Genomic DNA, 22,405 nt, shown 5'->3' with positions numbered 1-22,405 from the left:
CGCGGGCATGAAAAAGGGCGCCGGAGACTGTCTCCCCGGCGCCCTCGTTCATTCGGTCGAGCCGGCCTTAGGCGGCGGCTTCGGCGGGAAGCGCCTTCTTGACCTGCGCGACGATCGCCGAGAAGGCCTCGGCTTCGTGCATCGCCATGTCGGCGAGGACCTTGCGGTCGAGCTCGATGCCGGCGAGCTTGAGCCCGTGCATGAAGCGACCGTAGGTCAGGCCCTCGGCGCGGACCGCGGCGTTGATGCGCTGGATCCAGAGCGCGCGGAAGCTGCGCTTCTTCACCTTGCGATCGCGATAGGCGTACTGGCCGGCCTTTTCGACCGCCTGACGGGCGATGCGGATGGTGTTCTTGCGGCGACCGTAATAGCCGCGGGCTTCCTTGAGGATGCGCTTATGCTTGGCGCGGGTGGTAACACCCCGTTTGACGCGTGCCATGTCTTATCTCTCCGTCAGTTCTTAGAGGCCGTAGGGCGCCCACTGCTTGAGACGCTTGGCGTCGCAGGCAGGCAGCACCTCGGTGCCGCGGTTCTGGCGGATGTACTTGGCGTTGTGGCTGATCAGCCGGTGTCGCTTGCCCGCGACCCCGTGCTTGACCTTGCCCGAAGCGGTCATCTTGAAGCGCTTCTTGACGCCGCTCTTGGTCTTCATCTTCGGCATTTTCGTCTCCGTTTCATGTCGCGTCTGAAGGCGCGACGACGATTTCGACCTGCCGCGGCAGCCTAGTTGGCCGGACCGGTCGGATTTCCAATGATTTGGAAGATCGGCTGCGCACTTAGCGAGGGCGCGGCGATTCTGCAAGGACTAGAAGGCGGCGTCCTCGAGCCAGTCGGCATGGCGGCGCGATTCCCCGAGCCAGCAGGCAGCGATCTGCTCGGACCCGCCACCGGCCCCGAGCGTGATTTTGCATTTGCGGTCGACAAACGCCTGCCAAGCCGAATGGGCCTCGACCACGGCGCTGCCATGGTTGGCGACCGCGCCGGGCAGCGCGGCGGCGATGCGTGCGCGCTCGGACGCGATCGCCGGGACGTAGCATTCGACCCGTGGCGTATCGCGCTGCTCATTCTCGAGACATTGGCCGAGCGCGCGTGCCGGGTCGACCGTCCCGAGCGCGGCAAGGAGGAGGTGCGCGATCAATCGAACAGGCTCGACACCGAACTCTCGTCGGCGATGCGGCTGATCGCTTCGCCGAAGAGGGGGGCGATGGTGAGGGTGCGGATTTTCTCGCTGTCGCCCATGCCTTCGTGGTGGATCGAATCGGTGACCACGAGCTCGTTGAGGACCGATGCATTGATCTTGGCTTCGGCCGCGCCCGAGAGGACGCCGTGCGAGCAATAGGCCATTACGTCGGTCGCGCCCTGCTCCTTCAGCGCGGCGGCGGCGTTGCAGAGCGTGCCGCCCGAATCGACGATATCGTCGATGAGGATGCAGGCATGCCCCTCGACCTCGCCGATGATGTTCATGACTTCGCTTTCGCCCGCGCGCTCGCGGCGCTTGTCGACGATCGCCAGCGGGGCGTTGTCGAGCCGCTTGGCGAGGCTGCGCGCGCGGACCACCCCGCCGACGTCCGGCGAGACGACCGCGATCTTCTTGTCGCCGTAGCGCGCCTGGATGTCGGCGGCCATGACTGGCGCGGCCCACAAATTGTCGGTGGGGATGTCGAAGAAGCCCTGGATCTGCCCGGCGTGGAGATCCATCGTCAGCACGCGGTCGGCGCCCGCCTGCGTGATGAGGTTGGCGACGAGCTTGGCCGAGATGGGCGTGCGCGGCCCCGGCTTGCGGTCCTGCCGGGCGTAGCCGAAATAGGGGAGCACCGCGGTGATGCGCTTGGCCGAGGCCCGGCGCAGCGCGTCGATCATGATGAGCAGTTCCATCATGTTGTCGTTGGCGGGGTAGCTCGTCGACTGGATCACGAACATGTCCTGCCCGCGCACATTCTCGTGCACCTCGACGAAAATCTCCTCGTCGGCGAAGCGCTTGACGCTGGCCTCGACCAACGGGAGTTCGAGATAATCCGCGATCGCCTTGGCGAGCGGCGGGTTCGAGTTGCCGGCGAGCAGTTTCATGTGCTGGGAGCCCCCAAGAAGAAGATGTGCCGTTTCCTTAGCGGGGCGACGCGCCCCAGCACAAGCTTGTGGGCACGGCGTCGCGCGCTTAAGCGGGTCGGATGAAATTTCGCCTCGCGCTGTGCCAGATGAACCAGAGGGTCGGCGATCTCGCCGGCAATGTCGCCGCGATGCTCGAGTGGCGCCAACGCGCCGCCGCGGCGGGCGCCGACCTCGTGCTGTTCCCCGAGATGCAGGTCACCGGCTACCCGACCGAGGACCTCGTGCTCAAGCCGGCCTTCGTGCGCCGTGCCATGGAGGCCAACGAGGATGTCGCCGATGCCACCGCCGACGGCGGGCCGGCGATCGTCTTCGGGGGCATCCACCACCATGACGGTGCGCTCTACAATGCGGTGTTCCTCGCCGAGAAGGGCGGGATCAGCGCCTGGCGCGCCAAGCACGAGCTGCCCAATTACGGCACGTTCGACGAGCGGCGCGTGTTCGAGCCCGGCCCGCTGCCCGCGCCGGTGACGTGGAACGGGATCAAGCTGGGGCTGCCGATCTGCGAGGACATCTGGCTCGAGCGCGTGTGCCACCACCTGTCCGACGAAGGGGCCGAACTCCTCCTCGTCATCAACGGCAGTCCCTACGAGTTCGACAAGGACGAGACGCGCCAGAAGATGGTGCGCGAGCGGGTGACCGAGAGCGGGGTGCCGCTGGCCTACCTCAACCGGGTCGGCGGGCAGGATGAGCTGGCGTTCGACGGGTCGAGCTTCATCGTCAACACCGGCGGGGGGATCCCTGTCCAGCTGCCCGACTGGGACGAGACGCTGGTGCTGACCGACTGGGAAAAGGGGGCCGACGGCTGGACCTGCGCCGAGGGCGTGAAGACCCCGCTCGATCCCTATCCCGAGGATGTCTACCACGCGATGATGGTCGGGCTCGCCGAATATGTGGACGGCAACGGCTTTCCCGGGGTGATCCTCGGGCTGTCGGGGGGCATCGACAGCGCGCTGTCGGCGGCGATCGCGGTCGATGCGCTCGGCCCCGAGCGGGTGTGGTGCGTGATGCTGCCCTCGGACTATACCAGTTCGGACAGCCTCGAGGATGCCAAGGCCTGCGCCGAGCTGCTCGGCTGCCGCTACGACATCATCCCGATCAAGCCCGCGACCGAGGCGCTGCACGCGATGCTCGGGCCCAGTTTCGAGGGCCGGGCGCCCGACACCACCGAGGAAAATCTCCAGTCGCGGCTGCGGATGGTCACGCTGATGGCGCTGTCGAACAAGTTCGGGCCGATGCTGCTGACCACCGGCAACAAGAGCGAGATGAGCGTCGGCTATGCCACGCTCTACGGCGACATGGCGGGGGGCTATAACGTGCTCAAGGACGCCTACAAGTCGACCTGTTTCGCGCTGTCGCGCTGGCGCAACCGCCACAAGCCGCGCCGCGCCAAGGGCCCCGACGGGCCGGTCATGCCGATGAACGTCATCACCAAGCCGCCGACCGCCGAGCTCAGGCACGACCAGAAGGACGAGGACAGCCTGCCCCCCTACAAGCTGCTCGACCGCATCCTCGAAGCGCTGATCGAGGAAGAGCAATCGGTCGCCGCGACGGCGCGGCAGACGGGGGCCGACGCGGCGCTCGTCGCCGAGATCGAGAAGCTCGTGCTGCGCGCCGAATACAAGCGCCGCCAGGCCCCGATCGGGGTTAAAATCGGGCGTCGCAACTTCGGTCGCGACCGCCGCTATCCCATCACCAACGCCTTCAGGACCGGAACCCCATGACCAAGAACAGCCTCCTCGCCCCCGTGCTTGCCCTGCCCCTGCTGCTCGTCGCCTGCGCCGATGCCGAGGCGCCCGAGGATCCCGACGTGCAGGACGCGGCCGCGCTGGGCACGCAGGAGCCCGCCCCCGAGGCCGCCGAACTCGCGCTCGACGGCCAGTGGCAGGTGATTGCGCACAACAATCTCAAGCTGCCCTCGGTCTTCCCCGCGATCGCGCGCTTCGGAGACGACGGGACGATGACGGTGAACAGCGCCTGCGTGACGATGCGCTTCGCGCTCAACCGCGAGGGCAACATGATCGCCCCCGAACACCTCGGCACCGACACCGGCGGCTGCGACCGCCCGCAGACCGATGGCGAGGTGCTGATCGAGGACGTGGTGCCGCAATCGAACATCATCGCCGACACCGGGCACGAACTGCTGATCTCGGGGCCGGGCGGCACGCTGCGCCTCGCGCCGGTAGACGGCGCCGCCGACTGAGCGGCGCGCGCGCGGGGGAGGTGACAGCGCGCCGCGGGCGGCTTAACAGCGCGGCCATGAAAACGCGCTTCGCTCCCTCGCCGACCGGCCGGCTGCACGTCGGCAACATCCGCACCGCGCTGCACAACTGCCTGCTCGCGCGCAAGGCGGGGGGACAGTTCCTGCTGCGGCTCGACGATACCGATGTCGAGCGCTCGCGCCCCGAGTTCGCCGACGCCATCCGGCACGACCTCGACCGTCTCGGGCTGACCCCCGACGCCAGCTTCTGCCAGTCGGATCGCATCGTGCGCTATGCCGAGGTCTTCGATGCGCTGCAGCGCGCGGGGCGCGTCTACGCCTGCTACGAGACCCCTGAGGAGCTCGAACTGCGGCGCAAGGTGCTGCTCGGCCGCGGGCTGCCGCCCATCTACGAGCGTCCCGAGGGCGAGAATGCGCCGGTCGAGGGCGTCGCCCCGCACTGGCGCTTCCGGCTCGACCATGCCGCGCCGATCGAATGGGAGGACGCGGTGCGCGGCCCCCAGCGTTTCGAGCCCGCCAACCTGTCCGATCCGGTCATCCGCCGCGCCGACGGGTCGTGGCTCTACCTGCTGCCGAGCGTGATCGACGACGCCGACCATGCGATCAGCCATGTCGTGCGCGGCGAGGACCATGTCACCAATTCGGCGATTCAGCTGCAGATGTTCGACGCGATCGGCGCGGACCGCCCGACGCTCGCCCATACGGCGCTGATCGTCTCGGAGGAGGGCAAGCTGTCCAAGCGCGCGGGCGCCGAGGGGCTGGCGGCACTCGACGATCGCGGGTTCGAGCCGATGGCGCTGCTCTCGGTGCTGGCGCGGATCGGCACCTCGCAGCCGGTCGAGCCCGCGCCCGACATTGCCGCGCTGGCGGCGGGATTCGACCTCGCCAGCTTCGGGCGCGCGCCGGCGCGGTTCGCGTGGGACGAGGTGGCCATCGTCAACGCGCGGCTGCTCCATGCGACCGACTATGCCGATGTCGTCGATCGGCTTCCCGCGGCGATCGACGCGGCGCGCTGGCAGGTGCTGCGCGGCAACCTCGAGCGGCTCGACGAGACGGCGGGCTGGGCTGCGGTGTTCGACGGCGAGATCGAGGCGCCCGAACCGAGCGAGGAGGACCGCGCCTACCTCGCCGCGGCGGGCGCGGTCGCGGCCGGGCTCGAGTGGGACGAGGAGGCGTGGGGCAAGCTGACTACCGCGCTCAAGGCGCGCACCGGGCGCAAGGGCAAGGCGCTGTTCCTGCCCTTGCGGCGCGCGCTGACCGGGCGCAGCGCCGGCCCCGAGATGGCGGCGCTCCTCCCCCTGATCGACAAGCGGCGCGCACTGGCGCGGCTAGGTAGCTGAAAAAGCTAGAAAATCACTAGCCCGTTTCGGCCACGAAACTGGATAATTCCGGGGGGGCTGATATACTGGAGCGAGCAGGGGGTCGAAGGACGCCTTCGCGATGCTCGGATATCGCTCGCCTCGTTCGGCGCACCGTTCGACGGTGCCGCTGCTGCTCGTCGCCGCCGCGCATGCGGGGGTGGTCGGCGTCGCGCTGACCGCGCCCCCGCAGCTGGTCGAGCACGCGGTGGCGCCCCTGACCCGGGTCGACCTGCTCCCGCTCGAGCCCCCGCCCCCGTTGCCCCCGCCGCCGCCCCCCGCGCCGCCGCCCCCGCCCGCGCGCGATGCGCCGCCCCCGCCCGCGCGGCTGACGCTGCCCGAGCCGCGCGTGGCGGTGCCCAAGGTCAGCACCGTGCGGGCGACCCCGTTCGTCGATCCCAAGCCGACGATCGAGCCGCGCCCCGCGCCGCGCGCCGGGCCGCCCGCGACGGGGCCTCCCGCCCGCGCCGCGGCACCCGTGGTCGCGCCGCCGCCGCCGCCACCGCCGGTGCTCGTCGCGGCGCGGCTGCTTACCAGCGGGAGCGATCTCCAGCCCGACTATCCGCGTTCCAAGATCCGCGCGCAGGAGGAGGCCGAACTGCGGCTCCGGCTCAGCATCGACTCCGACGGGCGGATCGTCGACGTCGAGCCGCTCGGGCCGGTCGACCCGGTGTTCCTGCGCGAGGCGAGCGAGCACATCCGGCGCGTCTGGCGCTATGCCCCGGCGCGGCGCGACGGGGTGGCGATCGCGAGCGCGGTCAACGTCCGGCTGCGGTTCGTCCTCGAATGACGGCGCGCGCGGGCACGGGGCTGGCGCGGCCGCGCCCGGCATCCTATCTTGTCCCCATGCCGGTCATTCCCCCCTTCCGTCCACGCGCCGCGTGGGGCGACATCAAGCGCTTCATCGCGCACCGCGATCGCGATCACCTGATCGGGCTGACGCTGTCGGTGCTGGTGGTGTCGATCATCCTCGTGCTGTTCTTCGTCGATTCGAAGGTCAACACCTCGCCGGGGCGCAGCGTGACCTATGTCGAGCTGTATGATTCGGATCGCAGCGACGCCGAGATCGTCGCGCGGCAGGAAGCCGACCAGGAGGCGATCGAGGCGCGGGCCAGGGCGCGGCAGCAGGAATTCCAGAAGATCGACGACGCGCTCGAGAGGGCGGGTCTCTGAGCGCGAAGATCACGTCCGCGACCGCGATGGCGCGGGCGATCGACCTGGGCGAGAAGGCGCGGGGGCGCACGGCTCCCAACCCCGCGGTCGGCTGCGTCATCGTGCGCGATGGCGCGATCGTCGGCGAGGGTGCGACCCGCCCCGGCGGGCGCCCGCATGCCGAAGCCATGGCGCTCGAGCGCGCGGGCGCGCGGGCGCGGGGCGCCAGCCTCTACGTGACGCTCGAACCGTGCGCGCACGAAAGCGAGCGCGGCCCGACCTGCGCGCGGCTGATCGAGGAGGCGGGGATCGGCAAGGTCGTCATCGCCTGCACCGACCCCGACCCGCGCACCGCGGGCGCGGGCATCGCGCTCCTGCGCGCGGCGGGGATCAAGGTCGAGACGGGGCGCGGCGCGACGCGCGCGGCGCGCAGCCTCGGCGGCTATTTCACGCGGCTCGCGCTGGGGCGACCGCGGGTGACGCTCAAGCTCGCGTTGTCGATCGACGGCAAGATCGCGCTCCCCTCGGGCGAATCGAAGTGGCTCACCGGGGCCGAGGCGCGCGCAGACGTCCATCGCGAACGCGCCCGCGCCGACATGATCCTCGTCGGGCGCGGCACCTACGAGGCCGACGCGCCCGGGCTCGACGTGCGGCTGCCCGGGCTCGAGGACTGGTCCCCCCGCCGCCTCCTCCTGAGCCGGACGATGGACGCGCCCGAGGGCTGGTCGGTGCTGCGCGACCCCGCCGATATCCACGGGCTGCCCGCCAACGACCTGCTGGTCGAGGGCGGGTCGGGGGTGGCGACCGCCTTCCTCAAGGCCGACCTGGTCGACCGCATCCTGATCTATCGCGCGCCGATCCTGATCGGCGAGGGGCAGAGCTCGATCGGCTATGTCGGGCTCGACCGGATCAATGACGCGCATGGGCGCTGGGCGATCGGCGAGGGGGCCGACCTCGGGATCGATCGCCGCGAAGTCTACGAACGGCTGCGCGATCATCGCCCCGACGAAAACTGATATCAGATTTGTTGAAGCGACTACCCGCGCGCGACGGCTTTGCAGCAGGCGCTCGAAACGATAAGCGGCGGGGGTCACACAGGAAGGCCCAGCATGTTCACAGGCATCATCACCGACATCGGCACCGTGCGCAGCGTCGAGGAGCGCGGCGACAAGCGGCTGGTGATCGGCTGCGACTATGACATGGACAGCGTCGACCTCGGCGCCTCGATCGCCTGTTCGGGCGCCTGCCTCACGGTGGTCGACAAGGGCGAGGACTGGTTCGCGGTCGACGTGTCGGGCGAGACGGTGTCCAAGACCGCGCCGGGCCTGTGGGTCAAAGGCGCGCGGCTCAACCTCGAACGCGCGCTCAGGATGGGGGACGAACTGGGCGGGCATATCGTCACGGGGCATGTCGACGGGCTCGCCGAGCTGGTGGCGAGCGAGGAAGAGGGCGGCTCGCTGCGCCTCAAGCTCGAGGCCCCGCGGCGGCTCGGCGCGGCGCTGGCGGCGAAGGGCTCGGTCACGCTCGACGGGGTGAGCCTGACCGTTAACGACGTCGAGGACGCGGGCGCGGCCACCCGCTTCACCGTCAACCTCATCCCGCACACCGCGCAGCACACCACCTTCGACACGGTCGCGGTGGGGCGCCGGCTCAACCTCGAGATCGACGTGCTCGCGCGCTATCTCGAGCGCATGCTCGCGGCGCGCGAGCCGACAGCGCAATAGCCGACGCGGCGGCTGGACATCACATTGGAATGTGATATTGCCCTGCCATGGCTACCGAACTCCTCGATCGCATCACATCGCTTGTCGATGACGGCAAGATGACCCGCGCCGGGCTGGCCCGCGCAGCGGGGCTCCACCCCAACAGCCTGCGCAAGCTGGGCACCCCCGAGTGGAACCCGACCGCCGAGACGCTCGCACGGCTCGAACGCGTGATCGGGCGCGCCGACGTGCTCGCCGATGCCGAGACGATCATCGACGAGGCGCGCAACGGGCGGATGTTCATCCTCGTCGACGACGACGATCGCGAGAACGAGGGCGATCTGGTCATCCCCGCGCAGATGGCGACCCCGGCGGCGATCAACTTCATGGCCCGCCACGGACGCGGGCTGATCTGCCTCGCGCTAACCAAGGAGCGGGTCGAGCAGCTCGGGCTTGAGCCGATGGCGCGGGTCAATCGCGAGAGCATGCAGACCGCCTTCACCGTCTCGATCGAGGCGCGCGAGGGGGTCACCACCGGGATTAGCGCGGCCGACCGCGCCCGCACGATCGCGGTCGCGATCGATGCCAACAACGGCCCCGACGAGATCGTGTCGCCGGGGCACGTCTTCCCGCTCACCGCGCAGCCGGGCGGGGTGCTGGTGCGCGCCGGGCACACCGAGGCGGCGGTCGACGTGGCGCGGCTGGCCGGGCTCAACCCCTCGGGGGTGATCTGCGAGATCATGCGCGAGGACGGCACGATGGCGCGGTTGGACGACCTCATCGACTATGCCGCTGAGCACGGGCTCAAGATCGGCACCATCCGCGACCTCATCGCCTACCGCCTGCGCTCGGATCACATGGTCGAGCAGGTCTCCGACAGCGATTTCACGAGCGCGACCGGCGCGCGCTGGCACGCGCGCGTCTATCGCGACAAGGCCAGCGGCGAGGAGCAGCTGGCGCTGGTGCACGGCACGGTCGACCCCGAGGCGCCCACGCTGGTGCGGATGCACAGCCTCGACCTGTTCGCCGACGTGCTCGGCGAGAAGGGCGAGCGCGCGGGGCTGCTCAAGGGCGCGATGCGGATGATCGAGCGCGAGGGGCGCGGGGTCATCGTCGCGCTTCACGCCGCCGCCCCGCGCAGCCTCAGCCGCTCGACCGACCTGCGCTCGGGGCGCCCGGCGACCACCGGCCCGGCGCTGCGCGGCTACGGCATCGGCGCGCAGATCCTCGCCGCGCTGGGCCTGCAGGACATGATCCTGCTGACCAATACGCGGCATGCGCCGGTGGCGCTCGACGGCTACGGGCTGCGCATCGTCGAGGAACGCGGCATCGAGACGGGGGACGAGTGATGGGCAAGATCCTGATCGCCGAGGCACGCTATTACGAGGGTCTCAACAACCAGCTGCTGCAGGGGGTTAAGGACGCGCTCGAGGCGGCGGGGCACAGCCACGAGACGATCACCGTGCCGGGCGCGCTCGAACTGCCCGGCGCGATCGCGCTGGCGGCGCAGTCGGGGCGGTACGACGGCTATGTCGCGGTCGGGGTGGTGATCCGTGGCGAGACCTATCATTTCGAGATCGTCTCGGGCGAGAGCGCGCGCGGGCTGATGGCGCTGACGCTCGACGGGCTGGCGATCGGCAACGCGATCCTCACCGTCGAGAACCGCGACCAGGCCGAGGTCCGCGCCGATCCCAAGCGCAAGGACAAGGGGGGCGAGGCGGCCAGGGCGGTGCTCGCGATGATGGAATTGCACGACCGCTTCGCGCAGTAGCAGCGCGCGCGCCGCGGCTAGTCGGCGGCGGGGGGCGGGACCGCGAGCTCGAGCCAGACCTCGTTGCGCCGCAGCGGGCCGGGAATCGCGGGCGAATTGTAGAAGGCGTAGAGCGGCTCGCCGACCACCGTGTCGCCGCGCTCGCGCAGCCACCCGCGCAGCGCCAATTCCTCGGCCTCGAGATCATAGTCGCCTGGCGCCCCGGCGAAGCGGACCACCGCGAAGCGCGCGCCGACCACCTGCTCGAGCCGCACGCCGCTGGGGGGCGCGGGCAGGCTGCGCGGATCCTCGCCCTCGGGCATGACGAAGCGGATCTTCCAGCGCCCCTCGCCGACCTGCTGCTCGATCACGGGGGCGGTCATCGCCACCGTGTCACCGTCGTGGCTTCGCGCGAAGATATAGTCCGCCAGCGTGCGGAAGCCTGAGCGGATCGCGCTGCGACGGTTGCCGTAGGCGGTCGTCTCGGCGACCCAGAAACCGGGATAGTCGCGCACCGCGAAGCGCCCCTCCTCGTCATGGACGAGATAGGGGGGTTCGGGGGTGGCGCGCTCCTTGAGGAAGTAGCGCAGCCCGCCGAGCAGCGCGAGCCCGCCGATCGCGGCGGCGCCGCCGATCCATTTCCACCGGTTCGATCGCGTCTTGGTCATCGGGCGGGGGCCTCCTCGAGCTGGGGATAATCGACATAGCCCTCGGCGCCGCGGCTGTAGAAGGTCGCGGGATCGGGCGCGTTGAGCGGGGCGTCCTCGCGCAGGCGCCGCACGAGGTCGGGATTGGCGATGAACGGGCGGCCGAAGGCGATGAAGTCGGCGGTGCCCGCATCGAGCAGCGCCTGCCCCGAGGCGCGGTCGAGGTCGCTGTTGAGCCCGATCGGCCCCGAGAAGACCTCCTGCATCGCCGGGCTGACGCGCTCGTGCGCGGCGGCGACGAAGGAGGATTCATCGCCCGGCTCGCGCATCTCGAGCCACGGCAGCCCGATCTCCTCGAGCATCGCCGCGACCTTGGTGAAGGTGTCCTCGGGGGCGCTGTCGTCGACCCCGTTGACCTCGCCGATCGGCGACAAGCGCAGCCCGGTCCGCCCCATCCCGATCTCGCCGCCGATGCCGAGCAGGATCTCGCGCAGGAAGCGCATGCGGTTCTCGGCGCTGCCGCCATAATCGTCGTCGCGGTGGTTGGCGCTATCGCGCAGGAACTGGTCGACCAGATAGCCATTGGCGCCATGCACCTGCACCCCGTCGAAGCCGGCGCGGATCGCGTTGGCGGCGGCATGGACATAGTCGCCGACCACGCGCGCGATCTCGTCGCGCGTCAGCGCGCGCGCGGTGACCGGGTCCTTCTTGCCCTCGTAGGTGTGAAGGCGATGCGGGCCGCGCGTCGCGCTGGCCGAGACCGGCGGCCCGCCGCCGAGGTCGGGATGGACGAGCCGCCCCATGTGCCAAAGCTGGGCGACGATCCGCCCGCCGGCCGCGTGGACCGCCTCGGTCACCGGCTTCCAGCCCTCGACCTGGCGTTCGCTCCACAGGCCCGGCGCGTAGGGCCAGCCGAGGCCTTCGCGGCTGATCCCGGTGGCTTCCGAGATGATCAGCCCGGCGTCGGCGCGCTGGCGATAATATTCGACCGCGAGCGGACCGTGGACCCCCGCGCGGTCGGCGCGGCCGCGGGTAAGCGGGGCCATGACGATGCGATTGGGGCAGGCGAGGTCGCCGAGGTCGATGGGGTCGAACAGGTTGGGCATGGGGCTCCTTGGGGCGGGTCTATGGGCCAATGCATGTCAACACGCTTGTTTCCGCTTTCAACCCGCTCCAAGGGCGAAAAGATGGAACGCCCGGTCACGCCGCTGCCGCTGCTCGCGCTGCTCGTCGGCGCCAGCGCGCTCGCGGTCGGGCCGTGGTTCGTGCGGCTCGCCGATGTCGGGCCGGTGGCGAGCGGCTTCTGGCGGCTCGCGCTCGGCAGCGCGATGCTGTTCGCGCTCGCCGCCGCGCTCGGCGCGCGGCTGCGCCCGCCGCCGCGCCCGCTGACGATCCTCCTGCTCCTCGCCGCCTTCTTCTTCGCCGCCGACCTCGCCGCGTGGCACCAGGGAATCCTTCTGACAAAGATGGGCAACAGCGTGCTGTTCGGCAATTTCGGCAGCTTCGCCTTCGCTTGCTACGGGCTGCTGCTCGCGCGCACCTGGCCGCGCCCGGCGCAGGTCGGCGCGCTGCTGCTCGCGGCCGCCGGCAGCCTGCTCTTGCTGTCGGGCAGCCTCGATCTCGGGCCCGCCACCTTCTGGGGCGACATCCTGTGCCTGACCGCCGGGCTGCTCTACGCGGGCTATCTCATCGCGGTCGACCGGGCGCGTCCCGCGCTGGCGCCGCTGCCGCTGCTCGCCTGGGTCAGCCTGTTCGGCGCGCTGATGCTGCTCCCGCTGGCGGCGGCGACCCCCGCCACGCTGGTGCCGGTCGACTGGGGCCCGGTGCTGCTGCTCGCGCTGTCGAGCCAGGTGGTGGGGCAGGGGCTGCTGGTCTACGCGATCGGTCGGCTGCCCCCGCTGGTGGTGGGGCTCGGGCTGCTCACCCAGCCCGCGGTGGCGGGGGTGACCGGCTGGCTCGTCTATGGCGAGATCTTCACGCCCCGCGACTGGGCCGGCGCGGTGATGATCGGGGCGGCGCTGGTGCTCGTGCGCTTGCGCCCGCGCATCGCAGCCGCCACATGAAGGGGATGGCCGACCCGACCCCGCTCGACGCGACTCGCCTCAGACTGGCCCCCGCAGTGGCCGAGAACGCCGTGTTCGACGGCTGGACGAGCGAGGCGGTCGACCTCGCCGCCGACCAGCTGGGGATCGACCGTGACGTGGCGCGGCTGGCGTGGCCCAAGGACCCGGGCGACATGGTCGCGGCGTGGATCGAGAGCATCGACGTGGCGATGGTCGCCGCCTTCCCGCCCGAGAAGATCGCCCCGCTCAAGATCCGCGACCGCATCCGCGCGCTGGTGTGGTGGCGGCTCGAGGCGGCGGCGCCCGCGCGCGAGGCGGTGCGCAGCGGCCTGTCGATCCTGTCGCTGCCGCAGAACCTGCCGCTCGCGGCGAAGACCGCGTGGCGCAGCGCCGATGCGATGTGGCGGCTGGCCGGCGATACGTCGACCGATTACAACCACTATACCAAGCGCGCGACGCTGACCGGCGTCTACGGCTCGACGCTCTATGCATGGCTCGACGACGACAGCGAGGGCTGGGCCGAGACCGCCGCCTTCCTCGACCGCCGGATCGACGATGTCATGCAGTTCGAGAAGTGGAAGGCGCGATGGACCGGCGGCGCCGAACGGCGCTTCTCGCTGGCGCGCTTTCTCGGTCGATTGCGCTACCCGCCGAGCAGCTGAGGCCGGCGCGCGCGGGGCGGTTAGGAAAAGGCTGGCCCGCGCCATTCAGTAATGATAATCAGTTGCAATAATGACCGAGACCCCTGCGATTCTCCGGACCCTTGACCAGCTCGCGCTAGGGACGTCGGGTCGTGTCGCCGCGATCGACTGGGATGCGCTGGCCCCGCGCGATGCGCTGCGGCTCCGCCATTTCGGCTTCGACGAGGGGGTACAGGTGACGGCGCTCCATCGCGGTCCCTTCGGAGCCGACCCGCTCGCGGTTCGGGTCGGGCGCATGACGGTCGCGATCAGCCGCGCGCATGCCCGCGCGATCGGGCTCGCCACCGCTTCGCCAGCGACCGCCGCGGCGTGAACCGCCTCCCGCTGATCGCCGTCGCCGGCAATCCCAATGCCGGCAAGAGCGCGCTGTTCAACGCGCTCACCGGCGCGCGCCAGAAGATCGCCAACTATCCCGGGGTCACGGTCGAGCGCCACGTCGGCAAGCTGACGCTGCCCGACGGGCGCCCCGCCGAGATCGTCGACCTGCCGGGGGCCTATGACCTCGAGGCGGCGAGCCCCGACGAGCAGGTGACGCGCAGCGTGCTGCTCGGGGAGGGCGACTATGAGCGGCTGCCCGACGCGCTGCTGATCGTGCTCGACGCCGCCAACCTCGACAACCACCTGCGCTTCGCGCTCCAGCTGATCGACCTCGGGCTGCCGACGGTGGTGGCGCTCAACATGCTCGACCTTGCCAAGCGCGACGGGCTCGAGCTCGACGCGCGCCGGCTCGAGGCCGAGCTCGGCGTGCCGGTGATCGAGACCGTCGCGGTGCGGCGCCGAGGGATCGAGGCGGTGCGCGAGGCGCTGGCCAGCGCGGCGGTCGCGCGGCGGGACCGCCCCGAACCCGCCGCACCGTCGAGCGATGGCCTGTCGCTCCAGCATCGCGCGCGGGCGATCGCCCGGGCCGCGATCGTCGCCGAATCGCCGTCGCGCGCGCTGACCCACCGGCTCGATGCGGTGCTGCTCCATCCGCTCGCGGGGCCCTTGATCCTCGCGGGGCTCCTGTTCGTGATGTTCCAGGCGGTGTTCGCCTGGGCCGCGCCCCCCGCCGACCTGCTCGAAGCGCTGGCGATCGGCGCGGGCAACAGCATCGGCGCGGCGCTGCCCGAAGGCTGGCTGCGCTCGCTCGTCGTCGACGGACTGTTCGCGGGGGTCGGCGCGGTGGTCGTCTTCCTGCCCCAGATCCTCATCCTGTTCCTCTTCATCCTGATGCTCGAAAGCTCGGGCTACATGACCCGCGCCGCGTTCATCATGGACCGGGTGATGCGCCGCGCCGGGCTCAACGGCGCGGCGTTCATCCCGCTGCTCTCGAGCTTTGCCTGCGCGGTCCCGGGGATCATGGCGACGCGGACGATCGATGATCCCAAGGACCGCCTGCTGACGATCCTCATCGCGCCGCTGATGACCTGTTCGGCGCGGCTGCCCGTCTACACGCTGATCATCGCCGCCTTCATCCCCGAGGTCACGGTCGGCCCGGGCATCGGGCTGCAGGGGCTGGTCTTGTTCGGCCTCTATGTCGCGGGGATCGCCGGCGCGGTGCTGCTCGGGACCCTGCTGCGGGCGAAGGTGGTGCGCGGGGGCGGTGCGGCCTTCATGATGGAACTGCCCAAATACCAGCTTCCGCGGTTCGGCGACGTGCTGATCGGGCTGTGGCAGCGGGCGTGGATCTTCCTCAAGCGCGCGGGCACGATCATCGCGGTAACGACGGTCATACTCTGGGCGCTCGCTTCCTACCCCAAAGCGGGACAGGGCGAGGTGCAGTCCGAGGTCTCGATCGCGGGACAGATCGGCGATGCGATCCACGTCGTCGTCGAACCGATCGGCTTCAACCGCGACATCAGCCTGGCGCTGTTGCCGGCGATGGCGGCGCGCGAGGTGGCGGTGGCGGCGATCGGCACGGTCTATGCGCTCGACGCCGAAGACGAGGCCGGGCTCGAGACGCTCGAGACGCGGCTCGCCGGGCGCTGGAGCCTGGCGACCGCGCTGGCCTTCCTCGCGTGGTTCGTGTTCGCTCCGCAATGCATCTCGACGATCGCGGTGACCCGGCGCGAGACCAACGGCTGGAAATGGCCGCTTTTCATGACCGGCTACCTGTTCGCGGTCGCCTATGTCGCGGCGGGCGCGACCTACTGGACCGCGGTCGCCTTCGGGCTCGGCTAGCGCCGCCGCGCCGGGCTAGAAGCGCCCGGCCACGTTGACGTAGACGATGCGACCGTATTCGCGCGCGCGGTCCTCGAAGAAGGCGATCGGGCCGTCGCGGCGGTCGACATAGGCGATGCGCTCGAAATTGTCGGTCGAGTTGAAGAGGTTGTTGACCCCCGCGGTGACCTGCAGCCCGAGTACGTCCTTGTGCTCGACGAACAGCTCGGCCTGCCAGCCCGCGTTGAAGCGCCGCGCGAACTGGTCGAGGCGGAAGCTGCCCCCCATGTGACGGCGCTGGATGCTGCCGCCATAGGCGAGGTCGCTGCCCGGCAGGTCGTGGCGATATTGCAGCCGGGCGTGGGTATATTCCTGCCCGTTGAGCGCGCGGGTGGTCCCGAGCAAGGGGTCTGTGAAACGCGAATCGCCGGTATGCGCGTGCAGGTCGAGCCGCGCGCCCGCGACCCCGAGCGGGGCAAGCAGGATGGTGCCGTCGACCCCGACCACCCACGCGGTCGCATCGCCGGCATTGCCGAGCGCTTCCTCGGTCGGGCTGGTGGGGATCGCCTCGATCACGTCCTCGATGATCTCGCCCTGCGCATAGGGGGTCAGGCTGCCATAGGCGCCGAGCCGGACGATACCCTCGACCCGCGCGCGCCAGCGCTGCGGCGGGACGATCTCGTTGTTGCGCCCGCGGTCCTGTCCGTCCTGCACGTCGACCGCGGCGAGGAAGTCGAAGAAGTTGAGCTGGTCGACGACGCGCTCGAGCTTGGCATCGATGGTGACGTCATCGCTGGCGCGCCAGCTCAGCGCCGCCGAGCCCTTGGGGCGCAGGTAGGCGCGCGGATCGGCCGCGCCCGCCGCGATCGAGCTGAATTCGGCGCCGCCGTTGAGCTGGAGCGACAGCCGCGGTGACAGTGGGCGCGAGAGGCTGGCGATCGCCTCGCTGCGCAATTCCTCGATGCGGTTGCCCGGCAGGAGCGTCACCGTCGCGCTGCCCGTCGCCGGGAGCGCGATCAGTTCGGCTTCCTGCGAGAGGCTGTTGTAGGCGCCCTCGAGGCTGAGCTCCCAGTCGCTCTGCCCGCGCGACCAGCCATATTCGCCGCGCACGATCGATTCATTCTCGTCGATCACCTGTTCGAAGCGATCGCGGCGCCCGCCGACGATGCCGAATTCGTCATAGACGGGCGAGTGTTCGTTGCGCTGGAGCCCGATCAGCTTGAGCCGCCCGGGGCCCAGGTCGAAGGCATAGTCGAGCCCGAGCTCGGCGTTCCATTCGTCCTCGCCGCCGCGGAACAGTTCCTCGAAGCGGGTGCCGTCGGCCTCGACGATGGCGCCGCTGATGCGGTTGCGCTGGATGTTGAGCTGGGCGGAGGCGTTGGCGTTGAACTCGTTGCCGTTGCGCGCGCGGCGCGAATAGCTGCCCGCGATCTCGGGGCTGTCGCTGTTGTAGATGCCGAACTCGTCGCGGGTGACCAGCAGCGCGCCGTCGGGACCGGTCACGACTTCAGGGCCCCAATGCCCCTGCCGCCGGCTGTTGGTCTCGAGGCTGAGGCTCCAGTTGGCGCGTTCATCGCCGCCCGAGATGCTGGCCTTGGCATCGAGCAGCGTGTCCTCGAGCCGGGGGCGGAACTGGGCGCGATACTCGAAGGTGCCGCTGATGCCCCCCGCCTCGTAGATGACGTTGGCGACCTCGCCCGACAGCCCGGGGACATCGAGGGTGGCGCCATCGACGATCTCGATGCGCACGACGTCGCGCGCGCTAATCCGCCCCAGCACGTCGAACACGTTGTTCGACTTGCCCGACACGCGGGCGCCGTTGAGCAGGATGTTCTGGCTCGCCTGCCCGAGCCCGCGATTGCCGCGATTGTTGCCCCCGTCCGCGGCGAAGCCGGGGATGCGGTTGACCATGTCGAGCGCGGTCTGCGGCGCATATTGGGCAAGGTCGGCGTAGGTGTAGACCCGCGCCCCCCGGGTGGCGTCTCGATCGGCCGCCGTCACGCTGTCGGCCTGCTGCGCGCTGGCCATGGCCGGCAGGAGCACGAGGGCGAGCGCGGCGCTGGAGAGCAGGCGAAGGTGACGCATCGGGGGTTGGGCCCTTTCGAGAATGACGATGGTGAGCGACCCTTTGCGCCGCTGGCGAAGGCGGCGGCCAGCGCCGTTCGACCAACGGTGCGCGCGGGTGGTCGAGCCGCCGAATTTGCCCGCGGCGGGTCGACAGCGGCCCTGCACCATTATAACCCTCAAGCAAAGACGGACTTTCGGAGACTGAGATTATGGCGGGCGTGAACAAGGTGATCCTGGTGGGCAATCTGGGGGCGGACCCCGAGGCGCGCTCGCTCAACAACGGCGGCGAAGTGGTCAACCTACGCGTCGCCACCTCGGAGACGTGGAAGGACCGCGACGGCAACCGCCAGGAGCGCACCGAATGGCACCAGGTGGTGATCTGGAATGAGAACCTCGGCCGGGTCGCCAAGAATTACCTGCGCAAGGGCTCGAAGGTCTATCTCGAGGGCCAACTGCAGACCCGCAAGTGGCAGGACCAGAACGGCAACGACCGCTATTCGACCGAGGTGGTGCTGCAGCGCTATCGCGGCGAACTCGTGCTGCTCGATCCGCGCGAAGGCGGCGGTGGCGGGAGCGGCTATGGCGGCAGCCAGGGCGGCTATGGCGGCGGTGGCGGTCAGGGCGGCGGCTTCGGCGGTGGCCAGGGCGGCGGCGGTAATGCGCCGCAGCAGCGCCCGCAGCCCGCGAGCTTCGACAACGACCTCGACGACGACGTGCCCTTCTAGGGGCGCGTCGCCGCCGCACGGTGGCGCATCGCGATCGGGGGGCGGCCTGTCTGGCGGGGCCCCGAGGGGTTCAGGAAGGCTCGCCCTCGCCGCCGTCCTCGAGCTTCTTCTTGAGCCCGGCAAGCGCGCCGAAGGCGCCGGCTTCCTCCTCGCTCAGCACCCCCGCGGCGCGCAGCCGCGCGTCGGCATCGGCGACCCGCGGGTAGGGATCGAGCGACAGCGCAAGCGTATCGACCAGCGCGTCGCCGAGCGCGATCTCCCGACCGTTGTGGAAGATGGTGTCGAGGTCGTCGACCCCGAGTTCGACCTCGGCGTCCTCGTCATGCTCGGGGTGCGGGGCGAAGAGCAGCGCGAAGGGTTCCTCGATCGTCTCGGCCACCGGGTCGCCGGTCGCCACGCAGGCGTGGACCACCCGCGCCGCGAGCGTGCCGGTGACGCTCACCGCCGGGTCCTCGCGTTGGATCGTGGCGTCGAACCGCAACGCCTCGATCGCCTCGAGCCCGAGCCGGGCGGCGATGCCCGCGCGTTCCTCCGCGTCGGGAGCGATCGCGACGGTCTCGCCGTCGCGCAGCGTCGCCAGCGCGACCGGTTCGAGCCGGTCGATCACAGCTCCCCCCGCAACAATTGCGCGTCGGCCTCGCCGCCGATCCGTTCGGCGAAGCGTCGGCACTGTTCGCTGACATAGGTCAGCGCGCTCTCGTCGGGCTCGTCGTCGCGGAACACGCTCCACCGCGCGGCCTCGCGCCAGCGCTCGGCGGGGGTATCCTCGTCGGCGACGAAGCGCCAGCGGTCGATCCGCGCGGCGAGCGCGCCGACCATCGAGCGGACCTGCTTGCCGAGCCCCGCGTCGAACCCCTCCTCGCGCATCTGCGCGTCCATGTCGGCGATGAACGCCTCGGTCAGCGCGACCGACCCGCGCACCGCTTCCTCCCCGCCGCTCTCGAGTCGCAGCACGGTGAGCGCGATTAGCGTGGCGAGCAGCCCGAAGCGCCCCTCGATGGTATCGGGGACCTTGCCCTCGCGATACCAGTGCGGATCGCGCGCGGCGCGGACCAGCGCGGCGTAGAGGCTGGCCGCCTCGGCGCCCGGCGGGGGACGGAGCCACGAAAAGAGGTTGCGCATGACGTCTCTCCTGTTCGCCCGGGAGCAAGGGCCGGTTCAGCCTTTTCCTTGCAAGCGAGCGGTGACAGCCGCATAGTCCGGCGCGACCGTGCCCGGCAAGGGCAAGCGACCTTTAAGAATTGGAAGAGACGATGCGTGCAAGCCATTTCCTGGCCCTCTCGGTGGCGACCGCCCTGCTCGGCGGCTGCGCCGGAATCCGGTCCGACCAGGGCTATGTCTACAACCAGGAACTGACCGAGGCGATCGCCCCCGGGGTCGACAATCGCGACTCGGTCAAGGCGACGCTGGGCACGCCGAGCTTCGTCGGCCAGTTCGACGACAAGGACTGGTATTATGTCTCGCGCCGCACCGATCGCTTCGCCTTCCGCCAGCCGCGCCTGACCGACCAGCGCGTCATCCGCGTGCGCTTCGACGAGTTCGGCAACGTGGCCGAGGTGGTCGAGACCGGCCCCGAACTGGCGGTGGCGATCGACCCGTCGAACGACGAGACCCCGACGCTGGGCCGCGAGAAGAGCTTCTTCGAGGAATTGTTCGGCAACATCGGGTCGGTCAACCAGATGGGCGGGATCGCGGGACCGCCGCAGCAGTAGCCCCGCCGCGGCGCGGCGGCGGCGATGGGCCCGTGCGTCGCGCCCCTTGCTGGCTCGGGGCGGGCGGGCTAGGCCGTCGCCATGACGGCCATTCCAGACGACCAGACCTATGGCGACTATCTGTCGCTGCCGCAGTTGCTCGGCGCGCAGAAGCCGCACAGCGACGTCCATGACGAGATGCTCTTCATCGTCCTCCACCAGACGATGGAATTGTGGCTCAAGCAGATCCTGTTCGAGATCGACTATGCGTGCGCGGAATTGCGCGCCGATCGCTTCCTGTTCGTGCACAAGGCGCTCAGCCGGGTCAGCCGGATCCAGACGGTCATGACCATGAGCTGGGACATCCTGTCGACGCTGACCCCCTCGGACTACATGAAGTTTCGCCACCATTTCGGCTCGGCCTCGGGGTTCCAGTCGGCGCAGTTCCGCGCGGTCGAGTATCGGCTCGGGATCAAGGACCCGCGGTTCCTCAAGAATTACGCGCCGGGCAGCGGCGAGCACGAGCTGCTCACCGCCGCGCTCGAGGCGCCGAGCGTTTATGACGAGGCCAATGCCGCGCTCGGGCGCGCGGGGTTCGACGTGGCCGACGCCGACGCGATCCGGGCCAGCTGGAAGGCGGTCTACGAGGACACGCAGCGCCACGCCCCGCTCTACGGGCTGGCCGAGAAACTGGTCGACCTCGACGATGCGCTCGCCTCGTGGCGGCACAAGCATGTGCTCACGGTCGAGCGCGTGATCGGCGGGCGCAAGGGCACCGGGGGCTCGGCGGGGGCCGCCTACCTGCGTTCGACGCTCGACAAGCGGGCGTTCCCCGCCTTGTGGGAGTTGCGGACCGAGCTATGAGTTTCAAGCGGCTCTTCTCGCGCAGCCTCGAGGCGGCGCCCGGGCGGCTGCACGTCGCCGCGCACAGCCACCACCTGTGGCCCGATGCGAGCCGCGCCGGGCAGGTCGAATGCTGGGACGATGCGGCCCGCCTCGCCGACCACAAGTGGGACCGGGTGATGGGCGAGGTCTGGCCCGAGGCGGCCGCCAATGTCGCCGCCGAGCTGGGGATTGGCGCGGAGCAGGCCGATCGCATCGTCTTTGCCGCCAATACGCACGATTTCCTCCTCCGCCTCGCCGCCGCCTGTCCGCGCCGCGCTCGGGGGCCGCTGCGGGTGCTCGCGAGCGACGGCGAATTCCATTCGGCGCGGCGCCAGTTCGCGCGCTGGGTCGAAGCGGGGGAGATCCTGCTCGAGACGGTCCCGGTCGCGCCGTTCGACGATTTCGCCGCGCGCTTCGCGGCGCGCGCGGCGAGCGGGCAGCACGACCTCGTGATGGTCAGCCAGCTGTTGTTCGGCACCGGGCAGCTGGTCGATCCGCTCGCTCCGATCATCGAGCTCGCCGATCCCGACGGGCCGTGGGTGGTGATCGACGGCTACCACAGCTTCATGGCGATCGAGGCGCCCTTCGCTCAGGCGTGGTCGGAGCGCGCCTTCTTCCTCGGCGGGGGCTACAAATATGCGATGGCGGGCGAGGGCATGGGGTTCATGTGTTGCCCGCCGGGCTTCGGCGAGCGCCCGCCGTTGACCGGCTGGTACGCCGAGTTCGAGGACCTGAGCCTGCCCCCCGGCATGGTCGGCTATGCCAAGGACGCGATGCGCTTCATGGGGGCGACCTTCGACCCCAGCGCGCTCTACCGGTTCAACGCGGTGCGGCGGATGCTCGCCGGCGAGGGGCTCGATACCGCGGCGATCTCGGCGCATGTCGCGCAGCTGCAGGCCCGCGCGGTGGCGGCCTTCGCCGACAGCCCGCTCGGCGCGGCCGAGCTGCTCAACCCGCTCGGCGCGGGCCCGCACGCGCGTTTCCTCGCCTATCGCCATGCCGATGCCGCGCGCTGGTGCGCCGCGCTCAAGGCGGCGGACTGCGTGACGGACGTGCGCGGCGAGGTGATCCGCTTCGGCTTCGGCCTCTACCACGACGCGGACGACGTCGATCGGCTCGCCGCGCTGGTGCGCGCGCTCTAGCCAGCGACGCGGCGCGGCGAAGCCTCTGGCGCGGGGGCGCCGGGGGCGCTAGCGA

26 protein-coding genes are annotated in these 22,405 nt (G+C 70.4%); 17 read left to right on the top strand and 9 right to left on the bottom strand.

Features of this window, described 5'->3' with window-relative positions; genetic code table 11:
- Positions 1 to 67 precede the first annotated feature (67 nt).
- The 4 genes from rplT to L8951_RS04935 form a co-directional block, all read right to left on the bottom strand.
- Positions 68 to 439: a 50S ribosomal protein L20 gene (gene rplT / locus L8951_RS04950; protein WP_244381901.1), complete on the bottom strand. Its 372-nt coding sequence runs from the start codon at positions 437 to 439 to the stop codon at positions 68 to 70.
- 21 nt (positions 440 to 460) lie between these two features.
- Positions 461 to 661, bottom strand: coding sequence for a 50S ribosomal protein L35 (gene rpmI, locus L8951_RS04945; RefSeq protein ID WP_244381900.1), 201 nt, complete (start codon positions 659 to 661; stop codon positions 461 to 463).
- Positions 662 to 805: 144 nt separating this feature from the next.
- A complete protein-coding gene (locus L8951_RS04940) occupies positions 806 to 1,138 on the bottom strand; it encodes a hypothetical protein (protein WP_244381899.1) in 333 nt (110 codons plus the stop codon).
- Positions 1,135 to 2,067: a ribose-phosphate pyrophosphokinase gene (locus L8951_RS04935; RefSeq protein WP_244381898.1), complete on the bottom strand. Its 933-nt coding sequence runs from the start codon at positions 2,065 to 2,067 to the stop codon at positions 1,135 to 1,137. The genes L8951_RS04940 and L8951_RS04935 overlap by 4 nt, the downstream gene beginning before the upstream one ends.
- Positions 2,068 to 2,168: 101 nt before the next feature.
- Here L8951_RS04935 and L8951_RS04930 point away from each other — a divergent pair, with 101 nt between their 5' ends.
- From L8951_RS04930 to ribH, 9 genes are all read left to right on the top strand, one after another.
- Positions 2,169 to 3,830 carry an NAD+ synthase gene (locus tag L8951_RS04930; protein WP_244381897.1) on the top strand — a complete coding sequence of 554 codons (1,662 nt, stop codon included), beginning with the start codon at positions 2,169 to 2,171 and terminating at the stop codon, positions 3,828 to 3,830.
- Positions 3,827 to 4,309, top strand: coding sequence for a hypothetical protein (locus L8951_RS04925; protein WP_244381896.1), 483 nt, complete (start codon positions 3,827 to 3,829; stop codon positions 4,307 to 4,309). The genes L8951_RS04930 and L8951_RS04925 overlap by 4 nt, the downstream gene beginning before the upstream one ends.
- A gap of 56 nt (positions 4,310 to 4,365) precedes the next feature.
- Positions 4,366 to 5,667 carry a glutamate--tRNA ligase gene (locus L8951_RS04920; protein WP_244381895.1) on the top strand — a complete coding sequence of 434 codons (1,302 nt, stop codon included), beginning with the start codon at positions 4,366 to 4,368 and terminating at the stop codon, positions 5,665 to 5,667.
- Positions 5,668 to 5,767: 100 nt separating this feature from the next.
- Positions 5,768 to 6,475: an energy transducer TonB gene (locus L8951_RS04915; protein ID WP_244381894.1), complete on the top strand. Its 708-nt coding sequence runs from the start codon at positions 5,768 to 5,770 to the stop codon at positions 6,473 to 6,475.
- Between the two features lie 56 nt (positions 6,476 to 6,531).
- A complete protein-coding gene (locus L8951_RS04910) occupies positions 6,532 to 6,858 on the top strand; it encodes a hypothetical protein (protein ID WP_244381893.1) in 327 nt (108 codons plus the stop codon).
- 26 nt (positions 6,859 to 6,884) lie between these two features.
- Positions 6,885 to 7,853, top strand: coding sequence for a bifunctional diaminohydroxyphosphoribosylaminopyrimidine deaminase/5-amino-6-(5-phosphoribosylamino)uracil reductase RibD (gene ribD, locus L8951_RS04905; RefSeq protein WP_244381892.1), 969 nt, complete (start codon positions 6,885 to 6,887; stop codon positions 7,851 to 7,853).
- Between the two features lie 93 nt (positions 7,854 to 7,946).
- Positions 7,947 to 8,561: a riboflavin synthase gene (locus L8951_RS04900; RefSeq protein ID WP_244381891.1), complete on the top strand. Its 615-nt coding sequence runs from the start codon at positions 7,947 to 7,949 to the stop codon at positions 8,559 to 8,561.
- A 47-nt stretch (positions 8,562 to 8,608) separates the two neighbouring features.
- On the top strand, positions 8,609 to 9,889 hold the full coding sequence (gene ribB / locus L8951_RS04895) for a 3,4-dihydroxy-2-butanone-4-phosphate synthase (protein WP_244381890.1): 1,281 nt from the start codon (positions 8,609 to 8,611) through the stop codon (positions 9,887 to 9,889).
- The gene (ribH, locus tag L8951_RS04890; RefSeq protein ID WP_244383190.1) at positions 9,889 to 10,311 is read left to right on the top strand and encodes a 6,7-dimethyl-8-ribityllumazine synthase; all 423 of its coding nucleotides are present in this window, start codon (positions 9,889 to 9,891) and stop codon (positions 10,309 to 10,311) included. The genes ribB and ribH overlap by 1 nt, the downstream gene beginning before the upstream one ends.
- A gap of 17 nt (positions 10,312 to 10,328) precedes the next feature.
- On the opposite strand, the gene L8951_RS04885 is transcribed toward ribH, so the two are convergent.
- Positions 10,329 to 10,958 (bottom strand): SOUL family heme-binding protein, encoded by a 630-nt coding sequence (locus L8951_RS04885; protein WP_244381889.1) that lies wholly within the window; start codon positions 10,956 to 10,958, stop codon positions 10,329 to 10,331.
- Entirely contained in the window at positions 10,955 to 12,043 is a 1,089-nt protein-coding gene (locus tag L8951_RS04880) for an alkene reductase (protein WP_244381888.1), read from the bottom strand. The genes L8951_RS04885 and L8951_RS04880 overlap by 4 nt, the downstream gene beginning before the upstream one ends.
- Before the next feature lie 81 nt (positions 12,044 to 12,124).
- Here L8951_RS04880 and L8951_RS04875 point away from each other — a divergent pair, with 81 nt between their 5' ends.
- The 4 genes from L8951_RS04875 (at position 12,125) to feoB (ending at position 15,861) form a co-directional block, all read left to right on the top strand.
- Entirely contained in the window at positions 12,125 to 13,000 is an 876-nt protein-coding gene (locus L8951_RS04875) for a DMT family transporter (protein ID WP_244381887.1), read from the top strand.
- Complete coding sequence (locus L8951_RS04870; RefSeq protein WP_244381886.1) at positions 12,997 to 13,662, top strand: COQ9 family protein; 666 nt, start codon at positions 12,997 to 12,999, stop codon at positions 13,660 to 13,662. Before L8951_RS04875 ends, L8951_RS04870 begins: the two co-directional genes overlap by 4 nt.
- Before the next feature lie 70 nt (positions 13,663 to 13,732).
- Positions 13,733 to 14,014: a FeoA family protein gene (locus L8951_RS04865; protein ID WP_244381885.1), complete on the top strand. Its 282-nt coding sequence runs from the start codon at positions 13,733 to 13,735 to the stop codon at positions 14,012 to 14,014.
- Positions 14,011 to 15,861 carry a ferrous iron transporter B gene (gene feoB, locus L8951_RS04860; protein WP_244381884.1) on the top strand — a complete coding sequence of 617 codons (1,851 nt, stop codon included), beginning with the start codon at positions 14,011 to 14,013 and terminating at the stop codon, positions 15,859 to 15,861. Before L8951_RS04865 ends, feoB begins: the two co-directional genes overlap by 4 nt.
- A gap of 15 nt (positions 15,862 to 15,876) precedes the next feature.
- Here the strand turns inward: feoB and L8951_RS04855 are convergent, their stop codons facing one another.
- Positions 15,877 to 17,925, bottom strand: coding sequence for a TonB-dependent receptor plug domain-containing protein (locus L8951_RS04855; RefSeq protein ID WP_244381883.1), 2,049 nt, complete (start codon positions 17,923 to 17,925; stop codon positions 15,877 to 15,879).
- A 191-nt stretch (positions 17,926 to 18,116) separates the two neighbouring features.
- On the opposite strand from L8951_RS04855, the gene ssb reads away from it, so the two are divergent.
- Positions 18,117 to 18,632, top strand: a complete 516-nt coding sequence (ssb, locus tag L8951_RS04850) for a single-stranded DNA-binding protein (RefSeq protein ID WP_244381882.1) — start codon at positions 18,117 to 18,119, stop codon at positions 18,630 to 18,632.
- A 70-nt stretch (positions 18,633 to 18,702) separates the two neighbouring features.
- Here the strand turns inward: ssb and L8951_RS04845 are convergent, their stop codons facing one another.
- Both L8951_RS04845 and L8951_RS04840 read right to left on the bottom strand, forming a co-directional pair.
- Positions 18,703 to 19,239, bottom strand: a complete 537-nt coding sequence (locus tag L8951_RS04845; RefSeq protein ID WP_244381881.1) for a YceD family protein — start codon at positions 19,237 to 19,239, stop codon at positions 18,703 to 18,705.
- Complete coding sequence (locus L8951_RS04840) at positions 19,236 to 19,754, bottom strand: ubiquinol-cytochrome C chaperone family protein (RefSeq protein WP_244381880.1); 519 nt, start codon at positions 19,752 to 19,754, stop codon at positions 19,236 to 19,238. The genes L8951_RS04845 and L8951_RS04840 overlap by 4 nt, the downstream gene beginning before the upstream one ends.
- 131 nt (positions 19,755 to 19,885) lie before the next feature.
- Between L8951_RS04840 and L8951_RS04835 the strand changes: the two genes are divergently transcribed.
- The 3 genes from L8951_RS04835 to L8951_RS04825 all read left to right on the top strand — a co-directional run bounded on the left by L8951_RS04835 (position 19,886) and on the right by L8951_RS04825 (position 22,350).
- Positions 19,886 to 20,344: an outer membrane protein assembly factor BamE gene (locus L8951_RS04835; RefSeq protein ID WP_244381879.1), complete on the top strand. Its 459-nt coding sequence runs from the start codon at positions 19,886 to 19,888 to the stop codon at positions 20,342 to 20,344.
- An 81-nt stretch (positions 20,345 to 20,425) separates the two neighbouring features.
- The gene (locus L8951_RS04830; RefSeq protein ID WP_244381878.1) at positions 20,426 to 21,187 is read left to right on the top strand and encodes a tryptophan 2,3-dioxygenase; all 762 of its coding nucleotides are present in this window, start codon (positions 20,426 to 20,428) and stop codon (positions 21,185 to 21,187) included.
- Positions 21,184 to 22,350 (top strand): aminotransferase class V-fold PLP-dependent enzyme, encoded by a 1,167-nt coding sequence (locus L8951_RS04825; RefSeq protein WP_244381877.1) that lies wholly within the window; start codon positions 21,184 to 21,186, stop codon positions 22,348 to 22,350. The genes L8951_RS04830 and L8951_RS04825 overlap by 4 nt, the downstream gene beginning before the upstream one ends.
- Positions 22,351 to 22,405: the final 55 nt, after the last annotated feature.

The sequence above is a fragment of the Sphingomicrobium astaxanthinifaciens genome, from assembly GCF_022865105.1.
Classification (GTDB): domain Bacteria; phylum Pseudomonadota; class Alphaproteobacteria; order Sphingomonadales; family Sphingomonadaceae; genus Sphingomicrobium; species Sphingomicrobium astaxanthinifaciens.
Note: the sequence above shows the minus strand (reverse complement) of the source record. Positions and strands in the feature narration are given on the sequence as shown.

Excerpts from the sequence above, each read along its gene's own strand:
- rplT (WP_244381901.1), bottom strand. The coding sequence starts at position 439 with ATGGCACGCGTCAAACGGGGTGTTACCACCCGCGCCAAGCATAAGCGC.
- rpmI (WP_244381900.1), bottom strand. The coding sequence starts at position 661 with ATGCCGAAGATGAAGACCAAGAGCGGCGTCAAGAAGCGCTTCAAGATG.
- L8951_RS04935 (WP_244381898.1), bottom strand. The coding sequence starts at position 2,067 with ATGAAACTGCTCGCCGGCAACTCGAACCCGCCGCTCGCCAAGGCGATC.
- L8951_RS04930 (WP_244381897.1), top strand. The coding sequence starts at position 2,169 with ATGAAATTTCGCCTCGCGCTGTGCCAGATGAACCAGAGGGTCGGCGAT.
- L8951_RS04925 (WP_244381896.1), top strand. The coding sequence starts at position 3,827 with ATGACCAAGAACAGCCTCCTCGCCCCCGTGCTTGCCCTGCCCCTGCTG.
- L8951_RS04920 (WP_244381895.1), top strand. The coding sequence starts at position 4,366 with ATGAAAACGCGCTTCGCTCCCTCGCCGACCGGCCGGCTGCACGTCGGC.
- L8951_RS04915 (WP_244381894.1), top strand. The coding sequence starts at position 5,768 with ATGCTCGGATATCGCTCGCCTCGTTCGGCGCACCGTTCGACGGTGCCG.
- L8951_RS04910 (WP_244381893.1), top strand. The coding sequence starts at position 6,532 with ATGCCGGTCATTCCCCCCTTCCGTCCACGCGCCGCGTGGGGCGACATC.
- ribD (WP_244381892.1), top strand. The coding sequence starts at position 6,885 with ATGGCGCGGGCGATCGACCTGGGCGAGAAGGCGCGGGGGCGCACGGCT.
- L8951_RS04900 (WP_244381891.1), top strand. The coding sequence starts at position 7,947 with ATGTTCACAGGCATCATCACCGACATCGGCACCGTGCGCAGCGTCGAG.
- ribB (WP_244381890.1), top strand. The coding sequence starts at position 8,609 with ATGGCTACCGAACTCCTCGATCGCATCACATCGCTTGTCGATGACGGC.
- ribH (WP_244383190.1), top strand. The coding sequence starts at position 9,889 with ATGGGCAAGATCCTGATCGCCGAGGCACGCTATTACGAGGGTCTCAAC.
- L8951_RS04885 (WP_244381889.1), bottom strand. The coding sequence starts at position 10,958 with ATGACCAAGACGCGATCGAACCGGTGGAAATGGATCGGCGGCGCCGCC.
- L8951_RS04880 (WP_244381888.1), bottom strand. The coding sequence starts at position 12,043 with ATGCCCAACCTGTTCGACCCCATCGACCTCGGCGACCTCGCCTGCCCC.
- L8951_RS04875 (WP_244381887.1), top strand. The coding sequence starts at position 12,125 with ATGGAACGCCCGGTCACGCCGCTGCCGCTGCTCGCGCTGCTCGTCGGC.
- L8951_RS04870 (WP_244381886.1), top strand. The coding sequence starts at position 12,997 with ATGAAGGGGATGGCCGACCCGACCCCGCTCGACGCGACTCGCCTCAGA.
- L8951_RS04865 (WP_244381885.1), top strand. The coding sequence starts at position 13,733 with ATGACCGAGACCCCTGCGATTCTCCGGACCCTTGACCAGCTCGCGCTA.
- L8951_RS04855 (WP_244381883.1), bottom strand. The coding sequence starts at position 17,925 with ATGCGTCACCTTCGCCTGCTCTCCAGCGCCGCGCTCGCCCTCGTGCTC.
- ssb (WP_244381882.1), top strand. The coding sequence starts at position 18,117 with ATGGCGGGCGTGAACAAGGTGATCCTGGTGGGCAATCTGGGGGCGGAC.
- L8951_RS04840 (WP_244381880.1), bottom strand. The coding sequence starts at position 19,754 with ATGCGCAACCTCTTTTCGTGGCTCCGTCCCCCGCCGGGCGCCGAGGCG.
- L8951_RS04835 (WP_244381879.1), top strand. The coding sequence starts at position 19,886 with ATGCGTGCAAGCCATTTCCTGGCCCTCTCGGTGGCGACCGCCCTGCTC.
- L8951_RS04830 (WP_244381878.1), top strand. The coding sequence starts at position 20,426 with ATGACGGCCATTCCAGACGACCAGACCTATGGCGACTATCTGTCGCTG.
- L8951_RS04825 (WP_244381877.1), top strand. The coding sequence starts at position 21,184 with ATGAGTTTCAAGCGGCTCTTCTCGCGCAGCCTCGAGGCGGCGCCCGGG.